The organism is Pseudomonas sp. FSL R10-1339, assembly GCF_009600545.1.
In the GTDB taxonomy this organism is placed as follows: Bacteria; Pseudomonadota; Gammaproteobacteria; order Pseudomonadales; family Pseudomonadaceae; genus Aquipseudomonas; species Aquipseudomonas bubulae.
In genome coordinates this window covers 49,330-72,813 of record NZ_WIVQ01000001.1, presented here as the reverse complement: position 1 = coordinate 72,813, position 23,484 = coordinate 49,330, and the positions used below count along the sequence as shown (strand labels likewise).

The 23,484-nt window shown below is 58.8% G+C and carries 22 protein-coding genes; 15 read left to right on the top strand and 7 right to left on the bottom strand.

Annotation, left to right across the window (positions count from 1 at the left end):
* Positions 1–50 precede the first annotated feature (50 nt).
* From GHO03_RS00335 to GHO03_RS00325, 3 genes are read right to left on the bottom strand one after another with little or no spacing between them, the layout of a single operon-like run.
* Positions 51–446 (bottom strand): DNA polymerase III subunit chi, encoded by a 396-nt coding sequence (locus GHO03_RS00335; protein ID WP_153398780.1) that lies wholly within the window; start codon positions 444–446, stop codon positions 51–53.
* Positions 447–453: 7 nt separating this feature from the next.
* The gene (locus GHO03_RS00330) at positions 454–906 is read right to left on the bottom strand and encodes a DNA polymerase III subunit chi (protein WP_095001229.1); all 453 of its coding nucleotides are present in this window, start codon (positions 904–906) and stop codon (positions 454–456) included.
* A gap of 59 nt (positions 907–965) precedes the next feature.
* Positions 966–2,456, bottom strand: coding sequence for a leucyl aminopeptidase (locus tag GHO03_RS00325; protein WP_153398777.1), 1,491 nt, complete (start codon positions 2,454–2,456; stop codon positions 966–968).
* Between the two features lie 310 nt (positions 2,457–2,766).
* On the opposite strand from GHO03_RS00325, the gene lptF reads away from it, so the two are divergent.
* The 8 genes from lptF to pdxJ all read left to right on the top strand — a co-directional run bounded on the left by lptF (position 2,767) and on the right by pdxJ (position 11,209).
* Entirely contained in the window at positions 2,767–3,885 is a 1,119-nt protein-coding gene (lptF, locus tag GHO03_RS00320; protein ID WP_095001231.1) for an LPS export ABC transporter permease LptF, read from the top strand.
* Entirely contained in the window at positions 3,878–4,939 is a 1,062-nt protein-coding gene (gene lptG, locus GHO03_RS00315) for an LPS export ABC transporter permease LptG (protein ID WP_095001232.1), read from the top strand. Before lptF ends, lptG begins: the two co-directional genes overlap by 8 nt.
* A 161-nt stretch (positions 4,940–5,100) precedes the next feature.
* Positions 5,101–6,900, top strand: a complete 1,800-nt coding sequence (gene lepA / locus GHO03_RS00310) for a translation elongation factor 4 (protein WP_095001233.1) — start codon at positions 5,101–5,103, stop codon at positions 6,898–6,900.
* A 5-nt stretch (positions 6,901–6,905) separates the two neighbouring features.
* A complete protein-coding gene (lepB, locus tag GHO03_RS00305; RefSeq protein ID WP_095001234.1) occupies positions 6,906–7,760 on the top strand; it encodes a signal peptidase I in 855 nt (284 codons plus the stop codon).
* A gap of 218 nt (positions 7,761–7,978) precedes the next feature.
* A complete protein-coding gene (rnc, locus tag GHO03_RS00300) occupies positions 7,979–8,668 on the top strand; it encodes a ribonuclease III (RefSeq protein ID WP_095001235.1) in 690 nt (229 codons plus the stop codon).
* Entirely contained in the window at positions 8,661–9,563 is a 903-nt protein-coding gene (gene era, locus GHO03_RS00295) for a GTPase Era (RefSeq protein WP_095001236.1), read from the top strand. The genes rnc and era overlap by 8 nt, the downstream gene beginning before the upstream one ends.
* 161 nt (positions 9,564–9,724) lie before the next feature.
* A complete protein-coding gene (gene recO / locus GHO03_RS00290; protein ID WP_153398773.1) occupies positions 9,725–10,414 on the top strand; it encodes a DNA repair protein RecO in 690 nt (229 codons plus the stop codon).
* A 51-nt stretch (positions 10,415–10,465) separates the two neighbouring features.
* The gene (pdxJ, locus tag GHO03_RS00285; protein WP_372241690.1) at positions 10,466–11,209 is read left to right on the top strand and encodes a pyridoxine 5'-phosphate synthase; all 744 of its coding nucleotides are present in this window, start codon (positions 10,466–10,468) and stop codon (positions 11,207–11,209) included.
* A gap of 87 nt (positions 11,210–11,296) precedes the next feature.
* On the opposite strand, the gene mltF is transcribed toward pdxJ, so the two are convergent.
* Entirely contained in the window at positions 11,297–12,754 is a 1,458-nt protein-coding gene (gene mltF / locus GHO03_RS00280) for a membrane-bound lytic murein transglycosylase MltF (RefSeq protein WP_095001239.1), read from the bottom strand.
* A gap of 285 nt (positions 12,755–13,039) precedes the next feature.
* Between mltF and purL the strand changes: the two genes are divergently transcribed.
* Positions 13,040–16,936 (top strand): phosphoribosylformylglycinamidine synthase, encoded by a 3,897-nt coding sequence (gene purL / locus GHO03_RS00275; protein ID WP_153398770.1) that lies wholly within the window; start codon positions 13,040–13,042, stop codon positions 16,934–16,936.
* Positions 16,937–16,940: 4 nt separating this feature from the next.
* Entirely contained in the window at positions 16,941–17,252 is a 312-nt protein-coding gene (locus GHO03_RS00270; protein WP_095001241.1) for a YqfO family protein, read from the top strand.
* Between the two features lie 72 nt (positions 17,253–17,324).
* Here the strand turns inward: GHO03_RS00270 and GHO03_RS00265 are convergent, their stop codons facing one another.
* Together GHO03_RS00265 and GHO03_RS00260 are read right to left on the bottom strand one after the other, a co-directional pair.
* On the bottom strand, positions 17,325–17,891 hold the full coding sequence (locus tag GHO03_RS00265) for a murein L,D-transpeptidase family protein (protein WP_095001242.1): 567 nt from the start codon (positions 17,889–17,891) through the stop codon (positions 17,325–17,327).
* A gap of 35 nt (positions 17,892–17,926) precedes the next feature.
* A complete protein-coding gene (locus GHO03_RS00260; protein WP_095001243.1) occupies positions 17,927–18,484 on the bottom strand; it encodes an NUDIX hydrolase in 558 nt (185 codons plus the stop codon).
* A 145-nt stretch (positions 18,485–18,629) separates the two neighbouring features.
* Here GHO03_RS00260 and GHO03_RS00255 point away from each other — a divergent pair, with 145 nt between their 5' ends.
* The 5 genes from GHO03_RS00255 to purT all read left to right on the top strand — a co-directional run bounded on the left by GHO03_RS00255 (position 18,630) and on the right by purT (position 21,910).
* Positions 18,630–19,232 (top strand): CoA pyrophosphatase, encoded by a 603-nt coding sequence (locus tag GHO03_RS00255; protein WP_095001244.1) that lies wholly within the window; start codon positions 18,630–18,632, stop codon positions 19,230–19,232.
* A gap of 40 nt (positions 19,233–19,272) precedes the next feature.
* Positions 19,273–19,797, top strand: a complete 525-nt coding sequence (locus tag GHO03_RS00250; protein WP_095001245.1) for a gamma carbonic anhydrase family protein — start codon at positions 19,273–19,275, stop codon at positions 19,795–19,797.
* Complete coding sequence (locus tag GHO03_RS00245) at positions 19,794–20,003, top strand: DUF1289 domain-containing protein (protein WP_016781908.1); 210 nt, start codon at positions 19,794–19,796, stop codon at positions 20,001–20,003. Before GHO03_RS00250 ends, GHO03_RS00245 begins: the two co-directional genes overlap by 4 nt.
* 177 nt (positions 20,004–20,180) lie before the next feature.
* Positions 20,181–20,642, top strand: a complete 462-nt coding sequence (locus tag GHO03_RS00240) for a VUT family protein (protein ID WP_153398767.1) — start codon at positions 20,181–20,183, stop codon at positions 20,640–20,642.
* Positions 20,643–20,728: 86 nt separating this feature from the next.
* Positions 20,729–21,910 carry a formate-dependent phosphoribosylglycinamide formyltransferase gene (gene purT, locus GHO03_RS00235; protein WP_095024903.1) on the top strand — a complete coding sequence of 394 codons (1,182 nt, stop codon included), beginning with the start codon at positions 20,729–20,731 and terminating at the stop codon, positions 21,908–21,910.
* Between the two features lie 108 nt (positions 21,911–22,018).
* On the opposite strand, the gene GHO03_RS00230 is transcribed toward purT, so the two are convergent.
* Complete coding sequence (locus tag GHO03_RS00230; RefSeq protein ID WP_153398764.1) at positions 22,019–23,335, bottom strand: MFS transporter; 1,317 nt, start codon at positions 23,333–23,335, stop codon at positions 22,019–22,021.
* Positions 23,336–23,484 lie beyond the last annotated feature (149 nt).

The window sequence follows — 23,484 nt, the reverse complement described above, 5'->3', positions numbered from 1 at the left end:
ATCGGCTTCATTAAGGTGCTGCAATCGCGAGCAAGCCCGCTCCCACAGGGTCAGCTTTGATGTTGGGCGAGCAGACGCTCCATGTGGGCATCAAGGCGGCGCTTGATCTCGGTTTCGATGTGCGGGGCGAAGTCGTTGATCACGTCCTGCATGATGGCCTGGGCAGCAGTGCGCAGCTCTCGGTCCAGGTGCGCAAGCAGTGCGTCAGGGGCTTTCTCCGTCGCGGGCGCCGGGGTGATGCCGACCAGCGGTATTTGCGTGGGCACCGGCTCCGGCTCTGGTTCATCGCTGATAACTTCGTCGAGCAACGGGATCTGTTCGTCGGGCCGACCTACCATCTCTGTCAGCAGCGGCGGTTGCAGCCCCTCATCGCCGAGCAGCTTGCGAATGGACTCAAGATCATCAAGCAGGTGTGCAGCTTTTTGCGGCGAATTGAAGGTGTCCATCGTGTGCTCAGAGTCGTTGTAACTTGTGGTCCTGCAGAGGATAGCCCTGTTCTCGGTAGAAACGGAAACTCTCCCGTGCAGCCTGTCGCACGGCGGGGTCTTCGACCACCACTTCGGCCACGCGGGCGAAGCGCTTGAAAAAGTCGGGGACTTTGAGGTCCAGGTTGATCAGTAAGTCTTGGTGGCTTGCGGGTGCATCCGTACAGCCCATGACCACGACGCCATCGGGTTGGTCTTCAGTGTTGCTGTGGGGCACGAAGCTTTCGCCCTTGAAGCGCCACAGGCGTTCATCCAGGTCCTGGCGCTGGGCACTGTCAGAGCAATGCAGATACACGCGATGGCCCAGGCGCCAGGCCTTCTCGGTGAGTTTGCAGGCAAAGTCCAGCCGCGCAGAGGGTTCGGCGCTGGGCAGGATATAAAAGTCGATCTTGGTGAGTTCTTGGTTTGCTTCGGGGGTCATTGCGGTTCCTGAATCGGGACTGCGCCGCCCTCAAGCGGCGCAGTCTTCGATTGTCAGCTTCAAGCGTTGGCGCGATCCAGCAGGTACTGGGTCAGCAGGGGCACTGGGCGGCCACTTGCGCCCTTGTCCTTGCCGCCGCTGACCCATGCCGTGCCGGCGATGTCCAGGTGCGCCCAGTTATAGGCCTTGGCAAAACGCGACAGGAAGCAGCCAGCAGTGATGGCGCCGCCTTTAGGCCCGCCAATGTTGGCCATGTCGGCGAACGGGCTGTCCAGTTGTTCCTGGTACTCGTCGAACAGCGGCAGTTGCCATGCACGGTCGTCGGCTTGCTTGCCGGCTTCCAGCAACTGGTTGATCAGGTCGTCGTTGTTGCCCATCAGGCCCGAGGTGTGAGCGCCCAATGCAACCATGCAGGCGCCGGTCAGGGTGGCGATGTCGATCACGGCCTGTGGCTTGAAGCGCTCGGCGTAGGTCAGGGCGTCACACAGCACCAGACGGCCTTCGGCGTCGGTGTTGAGGATTTCGACCGTCTGCCCGCTCATGGTCGTCACGATGTCGCCCGGGCGTGCCGCGCCGCCGCTAGGCATGTTTTCAGCACAGGCCAGAATGCACACCAGGTTGATCGGCAGTTTCAGCTCGAGTACGGCGCGCAGGGTGCCGAACACGCTGGCAGCACCACTCATGTCGTACTTCATTTCATCCATGCCGGCGCCCGGCTTGAGGCTGATGCCGCCGGTGTCGAAGGTGATGCCTTTACCTACCAGTACGTACGGTTTTTCGGATTTTTTGCCACCGGCGTAGTTCATCACGATCAGACGAGGCGGCTGGTCGCTGCCCTGGCCTACAGCGTAGAACGCGCCCATGCCCAGATCCTTGATCTTTTTCTCGTCAAGGATTTCGACTTTCAGGCCTTTGAACTCTTTGCCCAGGTCCTTGGCCTGCTCGGCAAGGAAGCTCGGGTGGCAGATGTTCGGCGGCAGGTTGCCCAGGTCGCGGGTGAACGCCATGCCGGCGGCAATTGCCTGGGCGTGGGTCACGGCGCGCTGCACTTCAGCCTGCGCGGCCTTGATGGTCAGCAGGGTGATTTTTTTCAGGGCGCGGGGTTCGGCCTTCTGGCTTTTGAAACGGTCGAAGGTGTATTCGCCGTCTACGAGGGTTTCGGCCAGCAAGCGGGTCTTGCTGTAGCTGTCGCGGCCCTTGACCACCAATTCGTCCAGTGCGAACACCGCATCGCTACCGCCCAGGCCTTTGAGTACACCCAGTGCGCCGCTGATGATTTTGCGGAACGGGCGATCGCCCAGTTCTTCATCCTTGCCGGTACCCAGCAGCAGCACGCGCTCGGCTTTGAGGTTGGGCAAGCTGTGCAACAGCAGGCTTTGACCGGTTTTGCCGGCCAGGTCGCCGCGCTTGAGGACTGCGCTGATGGCGCCACCGGTGAGTTCGTCGAGGGCTTTGGCGGTTGGGCCGAGCTTGCGGCCTTCGCCGATGGCGACCACCAGAGTGGCCGTTTTCAACGTTTCTGGGCTAACGCTTTTTACAACCAGTTCCATGTCCGGGTCCCTGAGTCAAATGGTCAACATGCGCACAAACAGTTCTGTTTGTTTGCTTATATAGAAGAAGCGCTTCACCTGTGATCAAGGCTGGCGTCAAGGCGGGCAGTTTGAACCCCGTCGGAGGAGCCTGACAACCCCGGTTTAGGGCCAAGTTGCCACTTTCAAGACTGTGCAGTGACAGGGGAGGGCATTCACAGGATAATGCGCCATCTTTTTAGACGGCCCATCTCATCTATGATGAGGTATGTGCCGACTCGTTATGCTGTTTGTTTGGCCGCCTTAGCCTGACGACCCTGGAGTGTCTGGTTTGATCGTCTTCCGTTATCTGTCCCGCGAAGTCCTGCTTACATTGAGCGCTGTCAGTGCTGTGCTGCTGGTCATCATCATGAGCGGTCGCTTCATCAAATATCTGGCCCAGGCCGCCTCGGGCGCCCTGGACCCGGGTTCGTTGTTCCTGATCATGGGCTTTCGCCTGCCGGGCTTCATGCAGCTGATCCTGCCTCTGGGGCTGTTCCTGGGCATTCTTCTCTCTTATGGTCGCTTGTACCTTGAGAGCGAAATGACCGTGCTGTCGGCCACCGGCATGAGTCGTCAGCGGTTGCTGGCCATGACCATGGCACCGGCTGCGCTGGTCGCGCTGATCGTGGCCTGGCTCAGTCTGAGCCTGGCCCCGCAGGGCAACAATGAATTTCAGCTGCTGCTCAACAAGCAGGATGCCCTGACCGAATTCGACACCCTGGAGGCCGGGCGCTTCCAGTCGCTGAGTGACGGTACACGGGTGACCTACACCGAAGAATTGAGCAATGACCGCAGCCTCTTGTCCGGCGTATTCATTTCGCAGAAGAAACTCGGAGAAGAGGCCAAGGATCGCAGTATTTCCGTGCTGCTGGCCGAGAAGGGTCATCAGGAAGTGCGTCCTGACGGCAGTCGCTGGCTGGTGCTGAACAATGGCTATCGCTATGACGGCAATCCTGGGCAGGCCGATTATCGGGCAATCAAGTACGACACCTATGGTGTGCTGCTGCCCAAGCCGGAAGTCAGCAATGAAGTGACAGACCGCGATGCGATCCCTACCGCTAGCCTTCTCGGCAGCACGGATCCTCGTGTGGTTGCCGAGCTGCATTGGCGGATTGCCTTCCCCGTGCTGGTCTTTATCGTGACCTTGATCGCAGTGCCGTTGTCGCGGGTCAATCCGCGTCAGGGGCGCTTCCTCAAGTTGTTGCCGGCGATTCTTCTTTATATGAGCTACCTGAGCATGCTGACCTGGGGCAAGGGGCTTCTTCAGGATGGCAAGACCCCGATGGCGCTGGGCCTGTGGTGGGTGCATGGGCTGTTCCTGATCATTGGCCTGGGGTTGATGTACTGGGAGCCGCTGCGCTTGAAACTGGCAAGTCGCCGTAGTGCCGAGGAGATGGCCCGTGGTTAAGCTCGACCGCTACATTGGTAGCAGTGTGTTGTTGGCGATTCTGGCCGTGTTGGGGATCATCCTCGGGCTGGCCCTGCTGTTTGCCGTGATCGACGAGATGCGCAGTCTCAGCAGCACCTACACCGTTCTGGATGTGTTCAGTTTTGTCATGCTGACTGCGCCCCGACGCCTGTATGAAATGTTGCCGATGGCAGCGTTGATTGGCTGCCTGATCGGTTTGGGCGGCCTGGCCAGCAACAGTGAGCTGACCATCATGCGTGCCGCAGGTGTGTCCCTTGGGCGCATCGTCTGGGCCGTGATGAAGCCGATGCTGGTGCTGATGGTTGCAGGGGTGCTGATTGGCGAATATGTAGTGCCTGCCACGGAAAACATTGCCCAGGCCAACCGCGCGCTGGCCCAGGGCGGTGGCGACTCGCAAAGCTCCAAGCATGGCTTGTGGCACCGCCAGGGTGATGAGTTTATCCATATCAACGCCGTTCAGCCCGATGGCCTGCTTTACGGTGTGACCCGTTATCGCTTCGACAAAGACCATCAGATGCAGTCGGCAAGCTTTGCCAAAAAGGCCCAGTACCACCAGGGCGACTGGCAGTTGAGTGATGTGAGCACCACTCTTTTTCATGGCGACAGCACTGAGGTAGTCAAGGCGCCTGAAGAAAAATGGGACGTGTCGTTGAGCCCGCAACTGCTCAATACCGTGGTCATGGCGCCCGAATCGCTGTCGATTTCCGGGTTGTGGAACTATATCCACTACCTCAAGGATCAGGGCCTGAACAACGGCCGTTACTGGCTGGCTTTTTGGGTCAAGGTGTTGCAGCCGCTGGTGACTGCCGCGCTGGTATTGATGGCCATATCTTTCATCTTCGGCCCGTTGCGCTCTGTTACGCTGGGGCAGCGGGTTTTTACCGGGGTGCTGGTAGGGTTTACCTTCAAGATCGCCCAGGACCTGCTGGGGCCTTTGAGCCTGGTGTTCGGCTTCTCGCCGCTGTTTGCGGTGCTGCTGCCGGCTTCCATTTGTGCCGTGGCCGGTATCTGGCTGTTACGTCGGGCGGGTTGAGTAGCGCTCATTGAGCCAATCAAGAGCCTCTATCTCGCGATAGGGGCTTTTTTGTAGGTGCCCATTGGCCTGTGAACGTGACGCTTGGCGCGATGTTCAGGTACAATTCCCGGCTATTTTTCGGCGGGCAGTCTGCCTGCGACTTTTTTGAGTGTTGACCCGTGAGTGATCTGAGTCATATCCGCAATTTCTCCATCATCGCCCACATTGACCATGGCAAGTCGACGCTGGCCGATCGTTTCATCCAGATGTGCGGTGGCCTGACTGCCCGCGAAATGGAGGCCCAGGTACTGGACTCCATGGACCTCGAGCGTGAGCGCGGGATCACCATCAAGGCCCACAGCGTCACCTTGTATTACACGGCCAAAGACGGTAATACCTACCAGTTGAACTTCATTGATACCCCGGGCCACGTTGACTTCACCTACGAAGTTAGCCGTTCCCTGGCGGCCTGTGAAGGTGCGTTGCTGGTGGTCGATGCGGGGCAGGGTGTAGAAGCCCAGTCCGTAGCCAACTGCTACACCGCGATTGAGCAGGGCCTGGAAGTCATGCCGGTGCTGAACAAGATCGACCTGCCACAGGCCGATCCTGATCGCGTTAAGGAAGAAATCGAAAAAATCATTGGCATCGACGCCACTGATGCCGTGACCTGCAGTGCCAAGACCGGCCTGGGCGTGGACGAGGTGCTTGAGCGCCTGGTACACACCATTCCTGCGCCGACCGGCAATATCGAAGATCCGCTGCAAGCGTTGATCATCGACTCCTGGTTCGACAACTACCTGGGCGTTGTGTCCCTGGTTCGCGTGCGCCACGGCCGCGTGAAAAAGGGCGACAAGATTCTGGTCAAATCCACCGGCAAGATCCACCTGGTGGACAGCGTTGGTGTATTCAACCCGAAACACACCGCCACTGCAGACCTGAAAGCCGGTGAAGTAGGTTTCATCATCGCCGGTATCAAGGACATTCACGGTGCGCCAGTGGGCGATACCCTGACCTTGAGCACGACTCCGGATGTTGATGTACTGCCCGGTTTCAAGCGTATTCAGCCTCAGGTATACGCGGGCCTGTTCCCGGTTAGCTCCGATGACTTCGAAGACTTCCGTGATGCGTTGCAAAAACTGACGCTGAACGACTCTTCGCTGCAATACACGCCAGAAAGCTCTGACGCACTGGGCTTCGGCTTCCGTTGCGGCTTCCTGGGCATGCTGCACATGGAGATCATTCAGGAGCGCCTGGAGCGCGAGTACAACCTGGACCTGATCACCACTGCGCCAACCGTAATTTTCGAACTGCTGCTCAAGACCGGTGAAACGATTTACGTCGATAACCCGTCCAAGCTGCCAGATCTTTCAATGATTGAAGACATGCGCGAGCCAATCGTGCGTGCCAACATTCTTGTGCCTCAGGAGCACCTGGGTAACGTCATTACCCTGTGCATTGAAAAACGTGGCGTGCAGCACGACATGTTGTTCCTGGGTACCCAGGTACAAGTGACCTACGATTTGCCGATGAACGAAGTGGTTCTGGACTTCTTCGACCGTCTCAAATCCACCAGTCGCGGCTATGCTTCGCTTGATTACCACTTCGATCGTTACCAGTCAGCTAATCTGGTCAAGCTCGATGTACTGATCAACGGTGACAAGGTAGATGCGCTGGCCCTGATCGTGCACAAGGAAAACGCGCACTACAAAGGTCGCCAGTTGACCGAGAAGATGAAAGAACTGATTCCGCGCCAGATGTTCGACGTCGCGATCCAGGCCGCCATTGGCGGGCAGATCATTGCACGGACCTCCGTCAAGGCACTCAGAAAGAACGTACTGGCCAAATGCTACGGTGGTGACGTTAGCCGTAAGCGCAAGCTGTTGGAAAAGCAAAAGGCCGGTAAAAAACGCATGAAGCAAGTGGGCAACGTGGAAATTCCACAAGAAGCCTTCCTTGCAGTGCTCCGTTTGGATAGCTAGGTCCTATGTCACTAAATTTCCCGCTGTTGCTGGTCATTGCTGTTGCCGTGTGCGGTTTGCTGGCGCTGCTCGATTTGGTCTTCCTGGCTCCGCGCCGGCGCAAGGCCATTGCCAACTATCAAGCCAGCGTTACGCCGGTTGATATGCAGGTAGTCGAAAAGCTCAACAAGGAGCCGCTGCTGGTTGAATACGGCAAGTCGTTCTTTCCCGTGTTGTTTATCGTGCTGGTGTTGCGTTCGTTTCTGGTTGAGCCGTTCCAGATTCCGTCCGGCTCGATGAAACCGACCCTGGATGTGGGCGATTTCATTTTGGTGAACAAGTTTTCGTACGGGATCCGCTTGCCGGTACTCGACACGAAAATCATCGAAGTGGGTGATCCGAAGCGGGGCGATGTGATGGTGTTTCGCTACCCAAGCGATCCGACAGTCAACTACATCAAGCGTGTAGTTGGCCTGCCGGGCGACAAGATCCGCTATACCAGCGACAAGCATCTTTATGTCAACGACCAACTGGTTGCCGAGCAACTGGTCAAGGCCGAGCCTGGAACCCTGGGCAGTGCCGAGTTGTACAAAGAGAAGCTGGGCGAAGTCGAGCACATGATCCGCAAGGAAATGAGCCGCTATCGTGCGCCGCCTGACAAGGAGTGGACGGTTCCGGCCGGGCATTACTTCATGATGGGTGACAACCGTGACAATTCGAACGACAGCCGTTACTGGGATGATCCGAACATTCCCAAAGACGAGCTGGGCATGGTTCCCGACAAGAATATTGTCGGCAAGGCCTTCGCTGTTTGGATGAGCTGGCCGGAACCCAAGGCGAGCAACCTGCCGAACTTCTCGCGGGTTGGTCTGATCAAGTAGCCAGAACGGCGCTGTTTATAACAGCGCCGATTGCTTTTCAGGTGTGCGAAACAAGTCGCGCGCCTGAGTATTCAGGATGTGGATTTGAACAAAGCGTTAAGTGTGACGGCGGCGAACAGCCTGTTCCCTGTCCATTTGCTATGCGATAAACGAGCATCACTGATCCCTAATATCGGTCCGGTGGTGACATTCGGCCACGAACTCAGCGTGGGTAAATCGTGAGTTTTTCTTTAGAACGTTTAGAGCGTCAGCTCGGCTACACCTTCAAAGACCAGGAACTGATGGTTCTGGCCCTGACACACCGCAGTTTCGCGGGGCGCAATAACGAGCGTCTTGAGTTCCTGGGGGATGCCATTCTCAATTTTGTTGCCGGCGAAGCCTTGTTTGACCGTTTCCCGCTGGCGCGTGAAGGCCAGTTGTCACGCTTGCGTGCGCGGCTGGTAAAGGGTGAGACCCTGGCAGTACTGGCCCGCGGCTTTGAGCTGGGCGAGTACCTGCGCCTGGGTTCCGGTGAACTGAAAAGCGGCGGATTTCGCCGTGAATCGATCCTGGCCGATGCCCTTGAGGCGCTGATCGGCGCCATTTACCTGGACGCCGGCATGGATGTCGCTCGCGACCGCGTACTGGCCTGGCTGGCCAGCGAGTTCGAGACGCTGACCCTGGTCGACACCAACAAAGATCCAAAGACCCGACTGCAAGAGTTCTTGCAGTCGCGTGCCTGCGACCTGCCACGTTACGAAGTGGTGGATATCCAGGGCGAACCGCATTGCCGCACCTTCTTTGTCGAGTGCGAGATTGCCTTATTGAATGAAAAAAGCCGGGGACAGGGCGTGAGCCGTCGTATTGCCGAACAGGTAGCGGCCGCCGCAGCACTGATTGCCCTTGGCGTGGAGAATGGTCATGACTGATTCAACCGCAACTCGCTGTGGCTACGTTGCCATTGTTGGTCGTCCAAACGTGGGTAAATCCACACTGCTGAACCATATCCTGGGTCAAAAGCTGGCGATCACCTCGCGCAAGCCTCAGACCACCCGCCACAACATGCTGGGCATCAAGACCGAAGGCAACGTGCAAGCGGTCTACGTGGATACCCCGGGCATGCACAAGGGCGGCGAAAAGGCCCTGAACCGCTACATGAACAAAACCGCTTCGGCTGCGTTGAAAGACGTCGATGTGGTGATCTTCGTTGTTGACCGCACCAAGTGGACCGACGAAGACCAGATGGTGCTGGAGCGCGTGCAGTACGTAACCGGCCCGCTGATCGTGGCGTTGAACAAGACCGATCGTATCGAAGACAAAGCCGAGCTGATGCCGCACCTGAGCTGGCTTCAGGAGCAACTGCCGAACGCCCAGATCATCCCGATCTCGGCTCAGCACGGGCACAACCTTGAAGCCCTTGAGCGCGTGATTGCCGATCACCTGCCGGAAAACGAGCACTTCTTCCCGGAAGACCAGATCACCGATCGCAGCAGCCGCTTCCTGGCCGCCGAACTGGTACGTGAAAAGATCATGCGCCAGATGGGTGCCGAGCTGCCGTACCAGATCACCGTCGAGATCGAAGAGTTCAAGCAGCAGGGCAAAACCCTGCATATCCATGCCTTGATTCTGGTTGAGCGTGATGGTCAGAAAAAAATCATCATTGGCGACAAGGGCGAGCGTATCAAGCGTATCGGTACCGAAGCGCGCAAGGATATGGAGCTGCTGTTCGACTCCAAGATCATGCTTAACCTTTGGGTTAAAGTGAAAGGTGGCTGGTCCGACGACGAGCGCGCCCTGCGTTCGCTGGGCTACGGCGACCTGTAAGCACAGCATTACCCCCCCCTGTGGGAGCGGGCTTGCTCGCGATAGCATCAACTCGGAACTTCAGACAGGCCGAGTTGCTGCTATCGCGAGCAAGCCCGCTCCCACATTAGTTTTATGCTGTTCTTCCTGGCAGTGTTTGCCTTTTGAGATAGCTGACTTCCATGTCCAGTAAACCCCCGGCCCCCCAACTCGCCTACGTCCTGCACAGTCGCCCCTATCGTGAAACCAGTGCCCTGGTGGATTTCATCACGCCTCAAGGGCGCCTGCGGGCCGTGCTGCGCAGTGCGCGGGGCAAGGCGGGGACGCTGGCCCGGCCTTTTGTGCCGCTGGAAATCGAATTTCGCGGCCGTGGCGAGCTGAAAAACGTCGGACGCATGGAGAGTGCCGGGATTGCCACCTGGCTCAATGGCGAAGCGCTGTTCAGCGGCTTCTATCTCAATGAGCTGCTGATCAGGCTGTTGCCAGCCGAAGACCCGCATCCCGCGGTCTTCGACCACTATGCCGCGACGCTGGTGGCGCTTGCGCAAGGACGCGCGCTCGAGCCTCTGCTGCGAGCGTTCGAATGGCGCCTGCTGGACGATCTGGGCTATGGCTTTTCGTTGACCCGGGACATTCAAGGCGAACCGGTGGCCAGCGATGGCATGTACCGTTTGCAGGTAGATGCCGGGCTTGAACGGATTTATCTGGTGCAGCCCGGTCTGTTTCATGGCACCGAACTGCACGCAATGGCCGAGGCTGACTGGACCGTGCCCGGAGCCTTATCTGCCGCCAAGCGCTTGATGCGTCAGGCATTGGCCGTGCATTTGGCTGGTAAACCGCTGGCCAGTCGTGAGTTGTTTCGCAAGCCCTGAATAGACCGGTATGCTGTGCGCCGAATCGTCAACTCTTCAGGAGAGCCCCCCGTGACCCAAAGCAATCGCATTCTTCTCGGCGTGAACATCGACCACGTAGCCACGCTGCGTCAGGCTCGCGGCACCCGTTACCCTGATCCGGTCAAGGCAGCGCTGGATGCAGAAGAGGCGGGCGCCGACGGCATTACCGTGCACTTGCGCGAAGATCGTCGACATATCCAGGAACGCGATGTGTTGCTGCTCAAGGATGTCCTGCAAACGCGCATGAACTTCGAAATGGGCATTACCGAAGAGATGATGCTGTTTGCCGAGCGCATTCGCCCGGCGCATATCTGCCTGGTGCCTGAAACCCGTCAGGAACTGACCACCGAAGGCGGTCTGGATGTTGCCGGGCAGGAAGCGCGGATCAAGGCAGCTGTCGAGCGGCTGAGCAAGATTGGCTGTGAAGTGTCGCTGTTTATTGACGCCGATGAGCGTCAGATCGAAGCGTCCAGGCGCGTAGGCGCACCGGCAATCGAACTGCACACCGGACGCTATGCCGATGCCCAGACCCCGACCGAAGTCGCCGAAGAGTTGCAGCGTGTCGCCGATGGCGTTGCGTTTGGCCTGGCTCAAGGGCTGATCGTCAATGCTGGCCACGGTCTGCATTACCACAACGTGGAAGCGGTAGCCGCGATCAAGGGCATCAATGAATTGAACATTGGCCATGCGCTGGTGGCGCATGCATTGTTCGTGGGCTTCAAGTCGGCAGTGGCTGAAATGAAAGCGCTGATTGTGGCTGCGGCCAAGGTTTAAAAACGGCTACGGGGATCATTCAATTGTGGGAGCGAGCCTGCTCGCGAAGCTCATTCGCGAGCAGGCTCGCTCCCACAGAATTGTGTTCTACAACTGCGGCTCTTCTTTGGGCTTGGTCTTGTCGATGCCGGGGATATGCAGCTTGCTGTCGGCCGCCTGATCACCTTCGAGCTGTGGCTGCGTGGCCCAGGTCAAGATGTCGTAGTAACGACGGATGTTGGCCACAAAATGTACTGGCTCGCCGCCACGGGCGTAGCCATAGCGGGTTTTGCTGTACCACTGCTTCTGCGCAAGGCGAGGCAGCATTTTCTTTACATCAAGCCACTTGTTCGGGTTCAGGCCTTCTTTCTTGGCCAGCTTGCGTGCGTCTTCCAGATGACCGCCACCCACGTTGTAGGCAGCCAGTGCGAACCAGGTGCGATCCGGTTCCTGAATATCATCGTCCAGCTCGCTCTTGATCAATGCGAGGTATTTGGCGCCGCCCATGATGCTTTGCTTGGCATCCAGGCGGTTGGACACGCCCATCGCTTGAGCCGTGTTCTGGGTCAGCATCATCAGGCCGCGCACACCTGTTTTTGAGGTGACGGCGGGTTGCCATAAAGATTCCTGATAACCCATGGCTGCCAGCAGGCGCCAGTCGATCTGTTCTTTTTTGGCCGCTTCCTTGAAGAACTTTTCGTACTTGGGCAAGCGCTGTTGCAGGTGCTGGGCGAAGGTGTACGCGCCAACGTAGCCAAGGACATCGACATGCCCGTAGTAGCGGTCTTTAAGGCGTTGCAGGGTGCCGTTCTTTTCGACCTTGTCCAGATAGGCGTTGATCTCGTTGAGCAGGCTGTTGTCTTCACCGGCCGCCACTGCCCAGCGCTGGCTGCGTGCATCGCCCAGGTCAAAGGCGACGCGCACGTTGGGGAAGTACACCTGGTTCATCGCCACTTCGTTGGAGTCGACCAGCGTGAGGTCGATCTGGCCTTCATCGACCATGCGCAGCAAATCGACGACTTCGACCGCGTCGGATTCGTCGTACTCGATTCCGGGGTACTGTTTTTTCAGTTCGGCCAGTTGCTCGGCGTGGGAGCTGCCTTTAAGGACCGTGATGCGCTTGCCGGCCAGATCTGCAGCAGAGGTGGGGCGGGACTGGCCGTTGCGGTAGATGATCTGTGGTGTGACTTCGAGGTACGGGTGGGAAAATCTGGCTTGTTGCAGGCGTTTCTCGCTGCTGACCAGTCCGGCAGCAGCCAGAACCGGGCCGTCAGGCTGGCCCAGTTGATTGAACAGTTCGTCCAGGTTGTCCGCGGTCTCGATTTTGAGCTCAACCCCAAGATCGTCGGCAAAACGCTTCACCAGCTCGTATTCAAAGCCGGTTTCACCATTGCGATCCTCAAAGTAGGTCGCAGGGCTGTTGCGGGTAATCACCCGCAGTACCCCATCCTCCTTTACGCGCTCCAGGGTGCTGGGTTTTTCAACGCAGGCACTGAGCATCAGGAAGAGTCCGGTTGCGAGCAGCCATTTGGCGCAGCGCGGGCGGATATCAGTTAGAGAAAACATCCGCGCAGTATACGCAAAGCAGCACGGGTGCCATATCTCGACAATTTCCAGTCATTCTGATATTGACCGCGAAAATCGCTCAAACCCTTGTAAAATGGGGGGTAGAGCTCTGTTTAAAGATCATAATCGAGCATCCGTTAAGCGGCTGATAGCTATAAAGAATAAGGCTTTGGTCGATTCGCGACGTCTGGTGCGCTTCAGGTGTGCCGTTTCGGGTGCCGTGGCGAACGGTTTAGGCTAGAATGCCCGGCCTCAAAGCATACCCCTCCCGAGGCTGTCCCGAAGATGTTGATCCTGCGCGGCGCTCCTGCCCTTTCTGCCTTTCGCCACAGCAAACTCCTTGCACAACTGAGCCTCAAGGTTCCGTCTGTCACTGGTTTGTATGCTGAATTCGCCCACTTTGCCGATACCACCGGTGAGCTGACCAGCGATGAACAGCAGGTACTGGCTCGTCTCCTGAAGTACGGCCCAAGCGTGCCGGTCCAAGAGCCGAGCGGCCGACTGTTCCTGGTGTTGCCGCGGTTTGGCACCATCTCTCCCTGGTCGAGCAAGGCCAGCGACATTGCCCGTAACTGTGGCCTGGCTAAAATCCAGCGCCTGGAACGCGGCATTGCATTCTATGTAGCTGGCCAGTTCAGCGATGCGGATGCCGAACTGATCGGCGCTGTATTGCATGACCGTATGACGCAAATCGTGCTGGGCACTCTGGAGCAGGCTGCAGGCTTGTTCAGCCACGCCGAGCCAAAGCCGCTGACCGCGATTGACGTACTGGGTGGCGGTCGTGCCGCGCTGGAAAAAGCCAACGTCGAGCTGGGCCTTGCCCTGGCCGAAGACGAAATCGATTATCTGGTCAATGCCTTCAACGGTCTGGGTCGCAACCCGCACGACATCGAATTGATGATGTTTGCCCAGGCCAACTCCGAACATTGCCGCCACAAGATCTTCAACGCCAGCTGGGACATCGACGGCCAAAGCCAGGACAAGAGCCTGTTTGGCATGATCAAGAACACCTACGTGATGCACAGCGAAGGCGTTCTGTCTGCTTATAAAGACAACGCGTCGGTTATCGTCGGCAGTGTTGCCGGGCGTTTCTTCCCTGATCCCGAAACCCGCCAGTACGGTGCGGTGCAGGAACCAGTGCACATCCTGATGAAGGTAGAGACCCACAACCACCCGACCGCCATTGCCCCGTTCCCGGGTGCAGCAACAGGCTCCGGTGGTGAGATCCGTGACGAAGGTGCAACCGGTCGTGGTGCCAAGCCAAAGGCCGGCCTGACCGGTTTCACCGTGTCCAACCTGCAGATCCCGGGCTTTGTACAACCGTGGGAAGTGCCGTACGGCAAGCCTGAGCGCATTGTTACCGCGCTGGACATCATGATCGAAGGCCCGCTGGGCGGTGCTGCATTCAACAATGAATTCGGTCGTCCTGCCCTGACCGGTTACTTCCGTACGTTCGAGCAGTCCATCACCACCCCCCGTGGCGAAGAAGTGCGTGGTTACCACAAGCCGATCATGTTGGCCGGCGGCATGGGCAACATCCGCGCCGAACACGTGCAGAAAGCCGAAATCACCGTGGGCTCCAAGCTCATCGTGCTGGGCGGTCCGGCCATGCTGATCGGCCTGGGTGGCGGTGCAGCATCCTCTATGGCCACCGGCGCAAGCTCGGCTGACCTGGACTTCGCTTCGGTACAGCGCGAAAACCCGGAAATGGAGCGTCGTTGCCAGGAAGTGATCGACCGCTGCTGGCAGCTGGGTGACAAGAACCCGATCAGCTTTATCCACGATGTGGGTGCTGGCGGTTTGTCCAACGCATTCCCTGAGCTGGTGAACGACGGCGACCGTGGTGGCCGTTTCGAACTGCGCAACATTCCAAACGACGAGCCGGGCATGGCCCCGCACGAAATCTGGAGCAACGAATCCCAGGAACGTTATGTTCTGGCGGTGGGCGTCGAAGATTTCGAGCGCTTCCAGGCGATCTGCGAACGCGAGCGTTGCCCGTTTGCCGTCGTCGGTGAAGCCACTGCCGAGCCGCAACTGACCGTGACCGACAGCCACTTCGGCAACAACCCGGTGGACATGCCACTGGAAGTGTTGCTGGGCAAGGCGCCGCGCATGCACCGTTCGGCTGTTCGCGAAGAAGAGTTGGGCGATGATTTCGACCCGGCACAACTGAGCATCGGCGAGTGCGTCGAGCGCGTTCTGCATCACCCGGCCGTTGCCAGCAAAAGCTTCCTGATCACCATCGGCGACCGCACCATCACCGGTCTGGTTGCCCGCGACCAGATGGTCGGGCCGTGGCAGGTTCCTGTGGCTGACGTTGCTGTCACCGCAACCAGCTTCGACGTCTACACCGGTGAAGCCATGGCCATGGGCGAGCGTACGCCGCTGGCACTGCTGGATGCTCCGGCATCGGGCCGCATGGCAATTGGTGAGACCCTGACCAATATCGCGGCTTCGCGCATTGGCAAGATCAGCGACATCAAGCTGTCAGCCAACTGGATGTCCGCTGCAGGCCACCCGGGTGAAGACGCCCGCTTGTACGACACCGTCAAGGCTGTCGGCATGGAGCTGTGCCCTGAGCTGGGCATCACCATTCCGGTGGGCAAGGACTCGATGTCGATGCAAACCCGCTGGAGCGAAGAGGGCACGGACAAAACCGTGACCTCGCCGCTGTCGCTGGTTGTGACCGGTTTTGCCCCGGTGCTCGACGTTCGCCAGACCCTGACCCCGGTACTGCGCATGGACAAAGGTCTGACCGATCTGATCCTGATCGACCTGGGCCGTGGCCAGAACCGCATGGGCGCCTCGATCCTGGCCCAGACCTACGGCAAGCTGGGCAAGCAGGCCCCTGACGTTGATGACGCAGAAGACCTCAAGGCTTTCTTCGCGGTGATCCAGGGCCTGAATGCCGATGGTCACCTGCTGGCTTACCATGACCGTTCCGACGGTGGTTTGCTGACCAGCGTGATGGAAATGGCCTTTGCCGGCCACTGCGGTCTGAACCTGACCCTGGATTGCCTCGCAGACAGCGCCAGCCAGCTCCCGGCCATCCTGTTCAACGAAGAACTGGGCGCCGTGATTCAGGTGCGTCAGGACGCGACTGCTGATGTGCTTGCACAGTTCAGCGCTGCAGGCCTGGGCGAGTGTGTCGACGTGATCGGCCAGCCGCTGAACAACAGCGAAGTCACCATCACCTTCAACGATGAAAAAGTGTTTGTCGGTCAGCGTGGCGAGTTGCAGCGCCAGTGGGCTGAAACCAGCTTCCAGATCCAGCGTATGCGTGACAACGCGGACTGCGCACAGCAAGAGTTCGACGTGCTGCTCGAAGAAGACAACCCGGGCCTGACTGCCCAGTTGAGCTTTGACGTCAACGCCAATATCAGCGCGCCGTACATCAAGAAAGGCATTCGTCCGCAAGTGGCTGTCCTGCGTGAGCAGGGCGTCAACGGTCAGGTTGAAATGGCCGCGGCGTTTGACCGTGCCGGTTTCAATGCAATCGACGTACACATGAGCGATATTCTGGCCGGCCGTGTCGACCTTAACGAGTTCAAAGGTCTGGTTGCCTGCGGTGGTTTCTCCTACGGCGACGTACTGGGTGCCGGTGAAGGCTGGGCCAAGTCGGCGCTGTTCAATGCCCGTGCCCGCGATGCGTTCCAGAGCTTCTTCGAGCGCACTGACAGCTTCTCCCTGGGTGTGTGCAACGGTTGCCAGATGATGTCCAACCTGAGCGAACTGATCCCTGGCAGCGAGCTGTGGCCACACTTTGTGCGCAACCGTTCCGAGCAGTTCGAAGCCCGTGTGGCGATGGTTCAGGTTCAGGAGTCGAACTCGATCTTCCTGCAGGGCATGGCCGGTTCGCGCATGCCGATCGCCATTGCTCATGGTGAAGGTCATGCCGAGTTCGCCAGCGAAGAAGCCATGCTGCAAGCGGACCTGTCCGGTTCGGTGGCGCTGCGCTTCGTCGACAACCACGGCAAGGTCACGGAAAACTACCCGGCCAACCCTAACGGCTCGCCGCGCGGGATTACCGGCCTGACCAGCCGTGACGGCCGTGTGACCATCATGATGCCGCACCCGGAGCGGGTATTCCGCGCCGTGCAGAACTCGTGGCGCCCGGAAGAGTGGAACGAAGATGCGCCGTGGTTGCGCATGTTCCGTAACGCTCGTGTGTGGGTAGATTAAGAGCATGTACAAGCTCAGCTTTTTCGTTCCTCCGAGCCATGTGGACGTGGTCAAGGATGCCGTATTCGCTGCCGGTGGCGGACGGATCGGCAGCTATGACCACTGCGCCTGGCAGACCATGGGCCAGGGCCAGTTTCGCGCGCTGGACGGCAGCCAGCCGTTCATCGGGCAAACTGGTCAGGTCGAGTATGTGGGGGAGTGGAAGGTTGAGCTGGTCGTCGCCGATGATCTGATTCAGGCCGTGGTGGCTGCGCTCAAGCACAGCCACCCGTATGAAACCCCGGCGTACGAAGTGTGGCAACTGGCTGATTTCTAGCCACAAGTCATATAAAAAACCCGCTGAACCGTTACCGGTCAGCGGGTTTTTTGTTGCTCGTATGACAGCTGGCTATGGGCGGATTTCAACCATGGTGCCGTCTGGAACGAGGTTCCAGACTTCACGCATTTCGTGGTTTTTCATCGCGATACACCCATCGGTCCAGTCCAGGGTATGGAACAGTTCCTCGGGGTTGTCTTCGCTGTCCGGGGTGCCGTGGATCATGATCATCGAGCCCGGGTTCAGGCCTTCACGCCGGGCCGTGGCAGCGTCGCTGATGTTGGGGTAGTTGATGTGCATCGCCAGGTTGAACTTGTCGCTTTTTTTGCGCCAGTCGACCCAGTAGATGCCCTCGGGGGTGCGTTTGTCCCCTTCGCGTACTTTTGGGCCCTTGGGTTGTTTGCCCAGGGAGATGCGGTAGGTCTTGACCGGTTTGCCGTTGCTGATCAGCTCCAGCTTGCGGGCAGACTTGATGACCAGCACCTTGTCGATATTCTGCCCGGGACGTACCGGAAGCGACGAAGGGGCGGGTTTCAGGACCTGGTTTTTATCAACGGGTTTGCCGTTTACGGTTATGACAACAGAGGCCTGGCAGGTAACGGCAAATGACAGGCATAGAGCAGCGAGCAACCAACGCATTAGAGGAACATTCCTGAGTTACAAGGCAAGCAGCATTATTTTTGGGCGGTCTTCAGGCTGGCCAGCGGTGCTACAGCCTCGCTGCGTACGGGGTAGTGAGCGCCCGGGCGGTCAGCGAAAAAGCATTCTAAGGTACGGCTGACCGTGCGGAAAGCCAGCTCTGACCAAGGGATGTCGACTTCTTCAAACAGGCGCACTTCCAGGCTCTCTTCACCGGCTGCGAAGTTCGGGCCCAGCAGGTCGGCGCGGTAGAAAATATGCACCTGATTGATATGCGGCACATCGATCAGGGTGTAGATGGCCAGGTTCTCAACCACGGCACAGGCTTCCTCCAGGGTTTCGCGTCGGGCCGCGTTTTCAACCGTCTCGCCGTTCTCCATAAAGCCTGCGGGCAGTGTCCAGTAGCCTTTGCGCGGTTCGATGGCGCGACGGCACAGCAGCACTTGTGTGCCCCACACGGGCACGCAACCGGCGACAATATTGGGGTTTTGATAATGAATGGTCTGGCAGTGGTCGCAGACATAGCGCAGGCGCGAATCGCCTTGCGGGATATGCTGGCTGACGGAATGGCCGCACTGGCTACAAAATTTCATGCTGTGGTCTCTGGCTCGTTGCCTATCTTGGGGGCTGAGGTGGGCTCGCGGCAAGTGTGGTCTGGCGGGCTGCGACACTGTAGGACTTGGGTGCCCGGTGCGATTTGGTGCATGATGCCCGATAAGTGCCGGATCGAGATGACCTATGCTGGACGAGCTGCTTGGCCGTGTGAGCCGCTATACCCCACGGACGCTGGAAACAGAACGGAATTACCCGGAAGCTGCGGTGTTGTTGCCGGTCACACGCAGTTCTGAGCCTGAGCTGATTCTCACCCTGCGTGCCAGCGGGTTGTCGACCCACGGTGGTGAAGTGGCTTTTCCGGGCGGTCGCCGCGACCCGGAAGACCCCGACCTGGTGTTCACCGCCCTGCGTGAGGCCGAAGAAGAAATCGGCTTGCCGCCGGGGCTGGTCGAGGTGATCGGGCCGCTGAGCCCCTTGATCTCGTTACACGGTATTCGCGTAACGCCTTATGTCGGTCTGGTCCCGGACTACGTTGAGTATCTGGCCAATGACGCCGAAATCGCCGCGGTATTCAGCGTGCCGCTGGAGTTCTTCCGCCAGGATCCGCGTGAGCACACTCATCGCATCGACTACCAGGGCCGTAGCTGGTACGTGCCGAGCTACCGTTTTGGCGTGTATAAAATCTGGGGACTGACGGCAATCATGATCGTGGAGCTGATGAACCTGCTCTATGACGACGTCAATATCAACCTGCATACCCCGCCTGAACGTTCCATTCCAATTTAGAGCCGTCAGCAGACGGCCACGCCTGCCTTGAGGACATCCCATGAAATACCGCCTGGGCGACTCGTTCGTCGAAACCCATCCCGAAAGCTGGACCGCACCCAATGCCACCCTGATCGGCAAGGTGCGCCTGGAAGAGGGCGCCAGTGTCTGGTTTAACGCCGTGTTGCGTGGCGATAACGAACTGATCCTGATCGGCAAGCACAGCAATGTGCAAGATGGTGCGGTGATGCATACCGACATGGGCTATCCGCTCACACTTGGCACGGGCGTGACCATCGGTCATAACGCCATGTTGCATGGTTGTACGGTGGGCGATTACAGCCTGATCGGTATCAATGCAGTGATCCTCAATGGCGCGAAAATCGGCAAGCATTGCATCATTGGCGCCAACTCGTTGATTGGCGAAGGTAAGGAAATTCCGGACGGCTCGCTGGTCATGGGGTCGCCGGGCAAGGTGGTACGTGACCTGACGGATGAGCAGAAAAAATTGCTGGAAGCCAGCGCGGCCCACTACGTCAAGAACGGCCAGCGATATGCCCGTGACCTTCAGGTGCAAGAACAATGACGGAAGCAGAGCGCCCGGTCGCCTCGCCCTGTGTGAATATCTGCGCGCTGGACGACGACGATGTGTGCAGTGGCTGCCAGCGTACCGTGGCGGAAATCACCCGCTGGAGCCGCATGACCAACCCGGAGCGCCGCGAGGTGCTAGTGCTGTGCCATGAGCGGGCCAAAGCCAGTGGTGTGGTGTGGATGTTGGGTTCCGGTAGCTGACAACGCTTCTTTATTGTGTGAGCGGGCTTGCTCGCGATGCAGGCGCCGCGACCTGTCAGGCAAACTGCGCTGATGTCATCGTGAGCAAGCCCGCTCCCGCAGGGGGATGTCGCGGGTACAAAATCGACTGCGACTCAAGTACCCTGTGCGCCTTATTTAGAGGTGTCGCCCGCTGCCATGCTGTTTCTTGTCGCTTATATCGCCAGCGTCGTGCTGATCAACTACGCGTTTTCCACTGCGCCGCACCTGGACATCATCTGGTCAGCCTGGGGTGGCCTGGTGTTTGTATTGCGCGACATGGTGCAAACCCGATTCGGTCACGGTGCCCTGCTGGCCATGCTGGCGGCCCTGGTGTTGTCGTACGTCACCTCCGATCCTTCCATTGCACTGGCCAGCGCCACTGCCTTCGCCGTGTCCGAGTGCATCGACTGGCTGGTCTTCAGCATCACCAAGCGGCCTTTGCATGACCGCTTGTGGATCAGCTCTGCGCTGAGCATCCCGATCGACACCTTTATCTTCTTCAGCATGATCGATGCCTTCACCCCTGGCGTGATCATTACCGCCATGGCCTCGAAATTCGCCGGCGTCACCTGCGTATGGCTGGCAATGGCCTGGCGTTTGCGCAAAGCCTCGGTCTAGTCATGTAAAATGCCGGCCTTTGTATCCCCCTGCAGGCGCTGGCTTGGTCAGTGCCTTCGATGATTTTGTTTCCTTGAGGACCTGAAATGACCCGTATCGGAACTCCACTGTCGCCCACTGCGACCCGCGTCATGTTGTGTGGCTGCGGTGAGCTGGGCAAAGAAGTTGTCATCGAATTGCAGCGCCTGGGGGTCGAAGTGATCGCCGTCGATCGCTACGCCAATGCACCTGCCATGCAGGTTGCCCATCGCAGCCATGTGATCAACATGCTTGACGGCGCCGCCCTGCGTGCCGTCATCGAAGCAGAACAACCGCACTTTATCGTTCCGGAAATCGAAGCCATCGCCACCGCCACCCTGGTGGAGCTGGAAGCTGAAGGTTTCACCGTTATTCCGACGGCGCGTGCCACGTCGTTGACCATGAACCGCGAAGGCATTCGTCGTCTGGCGGCTGAAGAACTGGACCTGCCAACCTCGCCGTACCACTTTGCCGACACCTTCGAAGACTACAGCGCTGCCGTGCTGGACCTGGGCTTTCCGTGTGTGGTCAAACCGGTAATGAGTTCGTCAGGCAAGGGCCAGAGCCTTCTGCGCAGCGCCGATGATGTAAAGGCTGCCTGGGACTACGCGCAAGAGGGTGGTCGTGCAGGGAAGGGTCGGGTCATTATCGAAGGCTTTATCGACTTCGATTACGAAATTACTTTGCTGACCGTGCGCCATATTGGCGGTACCACGTTCTGCGCACCGGTTGGTCACCGACAGGAGAAGGGCGATTACCAGGAATCCTGGCAGCCACAAGCCATGAGCCCGATTGCTCTGGCCGAGTCCGAGCGTGTCGCCAAGGCTGTTACTGAAGCGCTGGGTGGTCGTGGTCTGTTTGGCGTTGAGTTGTTTATCAAGGGCGATCAGGTGTGGTTCAGCGAAGTGTCGCCGCGCCCGCACGATACCGGCCTGGTGACATTGATTTCTCAGGATCTGTCGCAGTTCGCATTGCATGCTCGCGCCATTCTCGGCCTGCCGATTCCATTGATTCGTCAGTTCGGGCCATCGGCTTCGGCGGTGATTCTGGTGGAAGGCCAGTCGACCCGGACGGCATTCGCCAACCTGGGTGCTGCCCTGAGCGAACCGGACACCGCATTGCGCCTGTTCGGCAAGCCAGAGGTCAACGGCCAGCGTCGCATGGGCGTGGCCCTGGCTCGCGATGAGTCGATTGAAGCAGCTCGCGCCAAAGCGACCCGCGCGGCCAAGGCAGTAGTTGTAGAGCTGTAAAAACCATTGTGGGGGCGGGCTAGCTCACGATTCAATTGCCCCGGTACATCTGATGTACCGAGGCGTTGCAATCGCGAGCAAGCCCGCTCCCACAGGTTAAGTGTTTCTTCAAGCTACCTTGTTCAGGTCAGCCTCTCTCGTTTCCTTCAGGCACAGCACGGCAATCAGGCTGAGAATCGCTGCGCCCGACACGTACCCGCCTACCCAGCTCAACCCCCCCATGCTCACCAGCTTTTGCGCAAAAAAAGGTGCAGCGGAAGCTCCGACAATGCCACCCAGATTGTAAGCCGCCGACGCGCCGGTATAGCGCACGCGGGTCGGGAACAGTTCAGGGAGCAGGGCACCCATCGGGGCAAAGGTCACGCCCATCAAAAACAGCTCGATGCACAGGAACAGCGCCACACCCCAGGTGGTGCCGTGGGTGAGCAGAGGCTCCATCAGAAAACCTGACAAGATCGCCAGCACGCCACCGACTATCAGCACCGGCTTGCGTCCATAACGGTCACTGGCCCAAGCGGACAGAGGTGTGGCCGCCGCCATGAACAGCACGGCAAAACACAGCAGGCCGAGGAAGGTTTCGCGGGTATAGCCCAGGGTGGCGACGCCATAGCTCAGGGAAAACACTGTCGAGATATAGAACAGTGCGTAACACACCACCATCGAAGCGGCGCCCAGCAGCATCGGTGCCCAGTATTGGCTGAAGAGTTCGACGATGGGCATTTTCACCCGCTCGTGCTGTGCTACGGCCTTGGCAAACACCGGTGTCTCTTCCAGCTTCAGGCGTACATACAGACCCACCATCACCAGCGCTGCGCTAAGCAGGAAGGGGATGCGCCAGCCCCAGGAGCGGAACTGCTCATCGCTCAGGCTCATGGCCAGAATCAGAAACAGGCCATTGGCCGCCAGAAAACCGATCGAAGGCCCCAGTTGCGGAAACATGCCATACCAGGCGCGCTTGCCCTTGGGGGCGTTCTCGGTGGCCAGCAATGCCGCGCCGCCCCATTCGCCACCCAACCCCAGGCCCTGGCCGAAGCGCAGCACGCACAGCAGGATCGGGGCCCAGGCGCCGATCGTGGCGTAGCCCGGCAGCACCCCGATCAATGTGGTGCACACGCCCATCAGTAGCAGTGAGGCCACCAGGGTAGATTTGCGTCCGATGCGGTCACCGAAGTGGCCAAACAGGAACGAGCCCAGCGGGCGGGCGAGAAAGGCGATGCCGAAGGTCAGAAACGCCGACAGCATTTGTGCGGTACCGGATGCCTGCGGAAAAAATACCGGGCCTATCACCAGTGCAGCGGCGGTGGCATACACATAAAAGTCGTAGAACTCGATGGCCGTGCCAATAAAGCTGGCCGTGGCGACGCGGGTGGCGGAGTTGGCCGGCTTGTCGGGCGTAGCTTCGCTATAGGTTGTGCTGGAGGTCATGCGTATATCCCTGACAGTTATGAGCCCTGTGCCGATGTCCGCTTTGGCGGTGCGACATGGCGAGCAATTTTTATGGTCGTTGGCCCTGAGGGATAACAGGGTGCAAGCGCAGTTCAGGATGGGAACGTACGCAGGTACTGCGTCATACA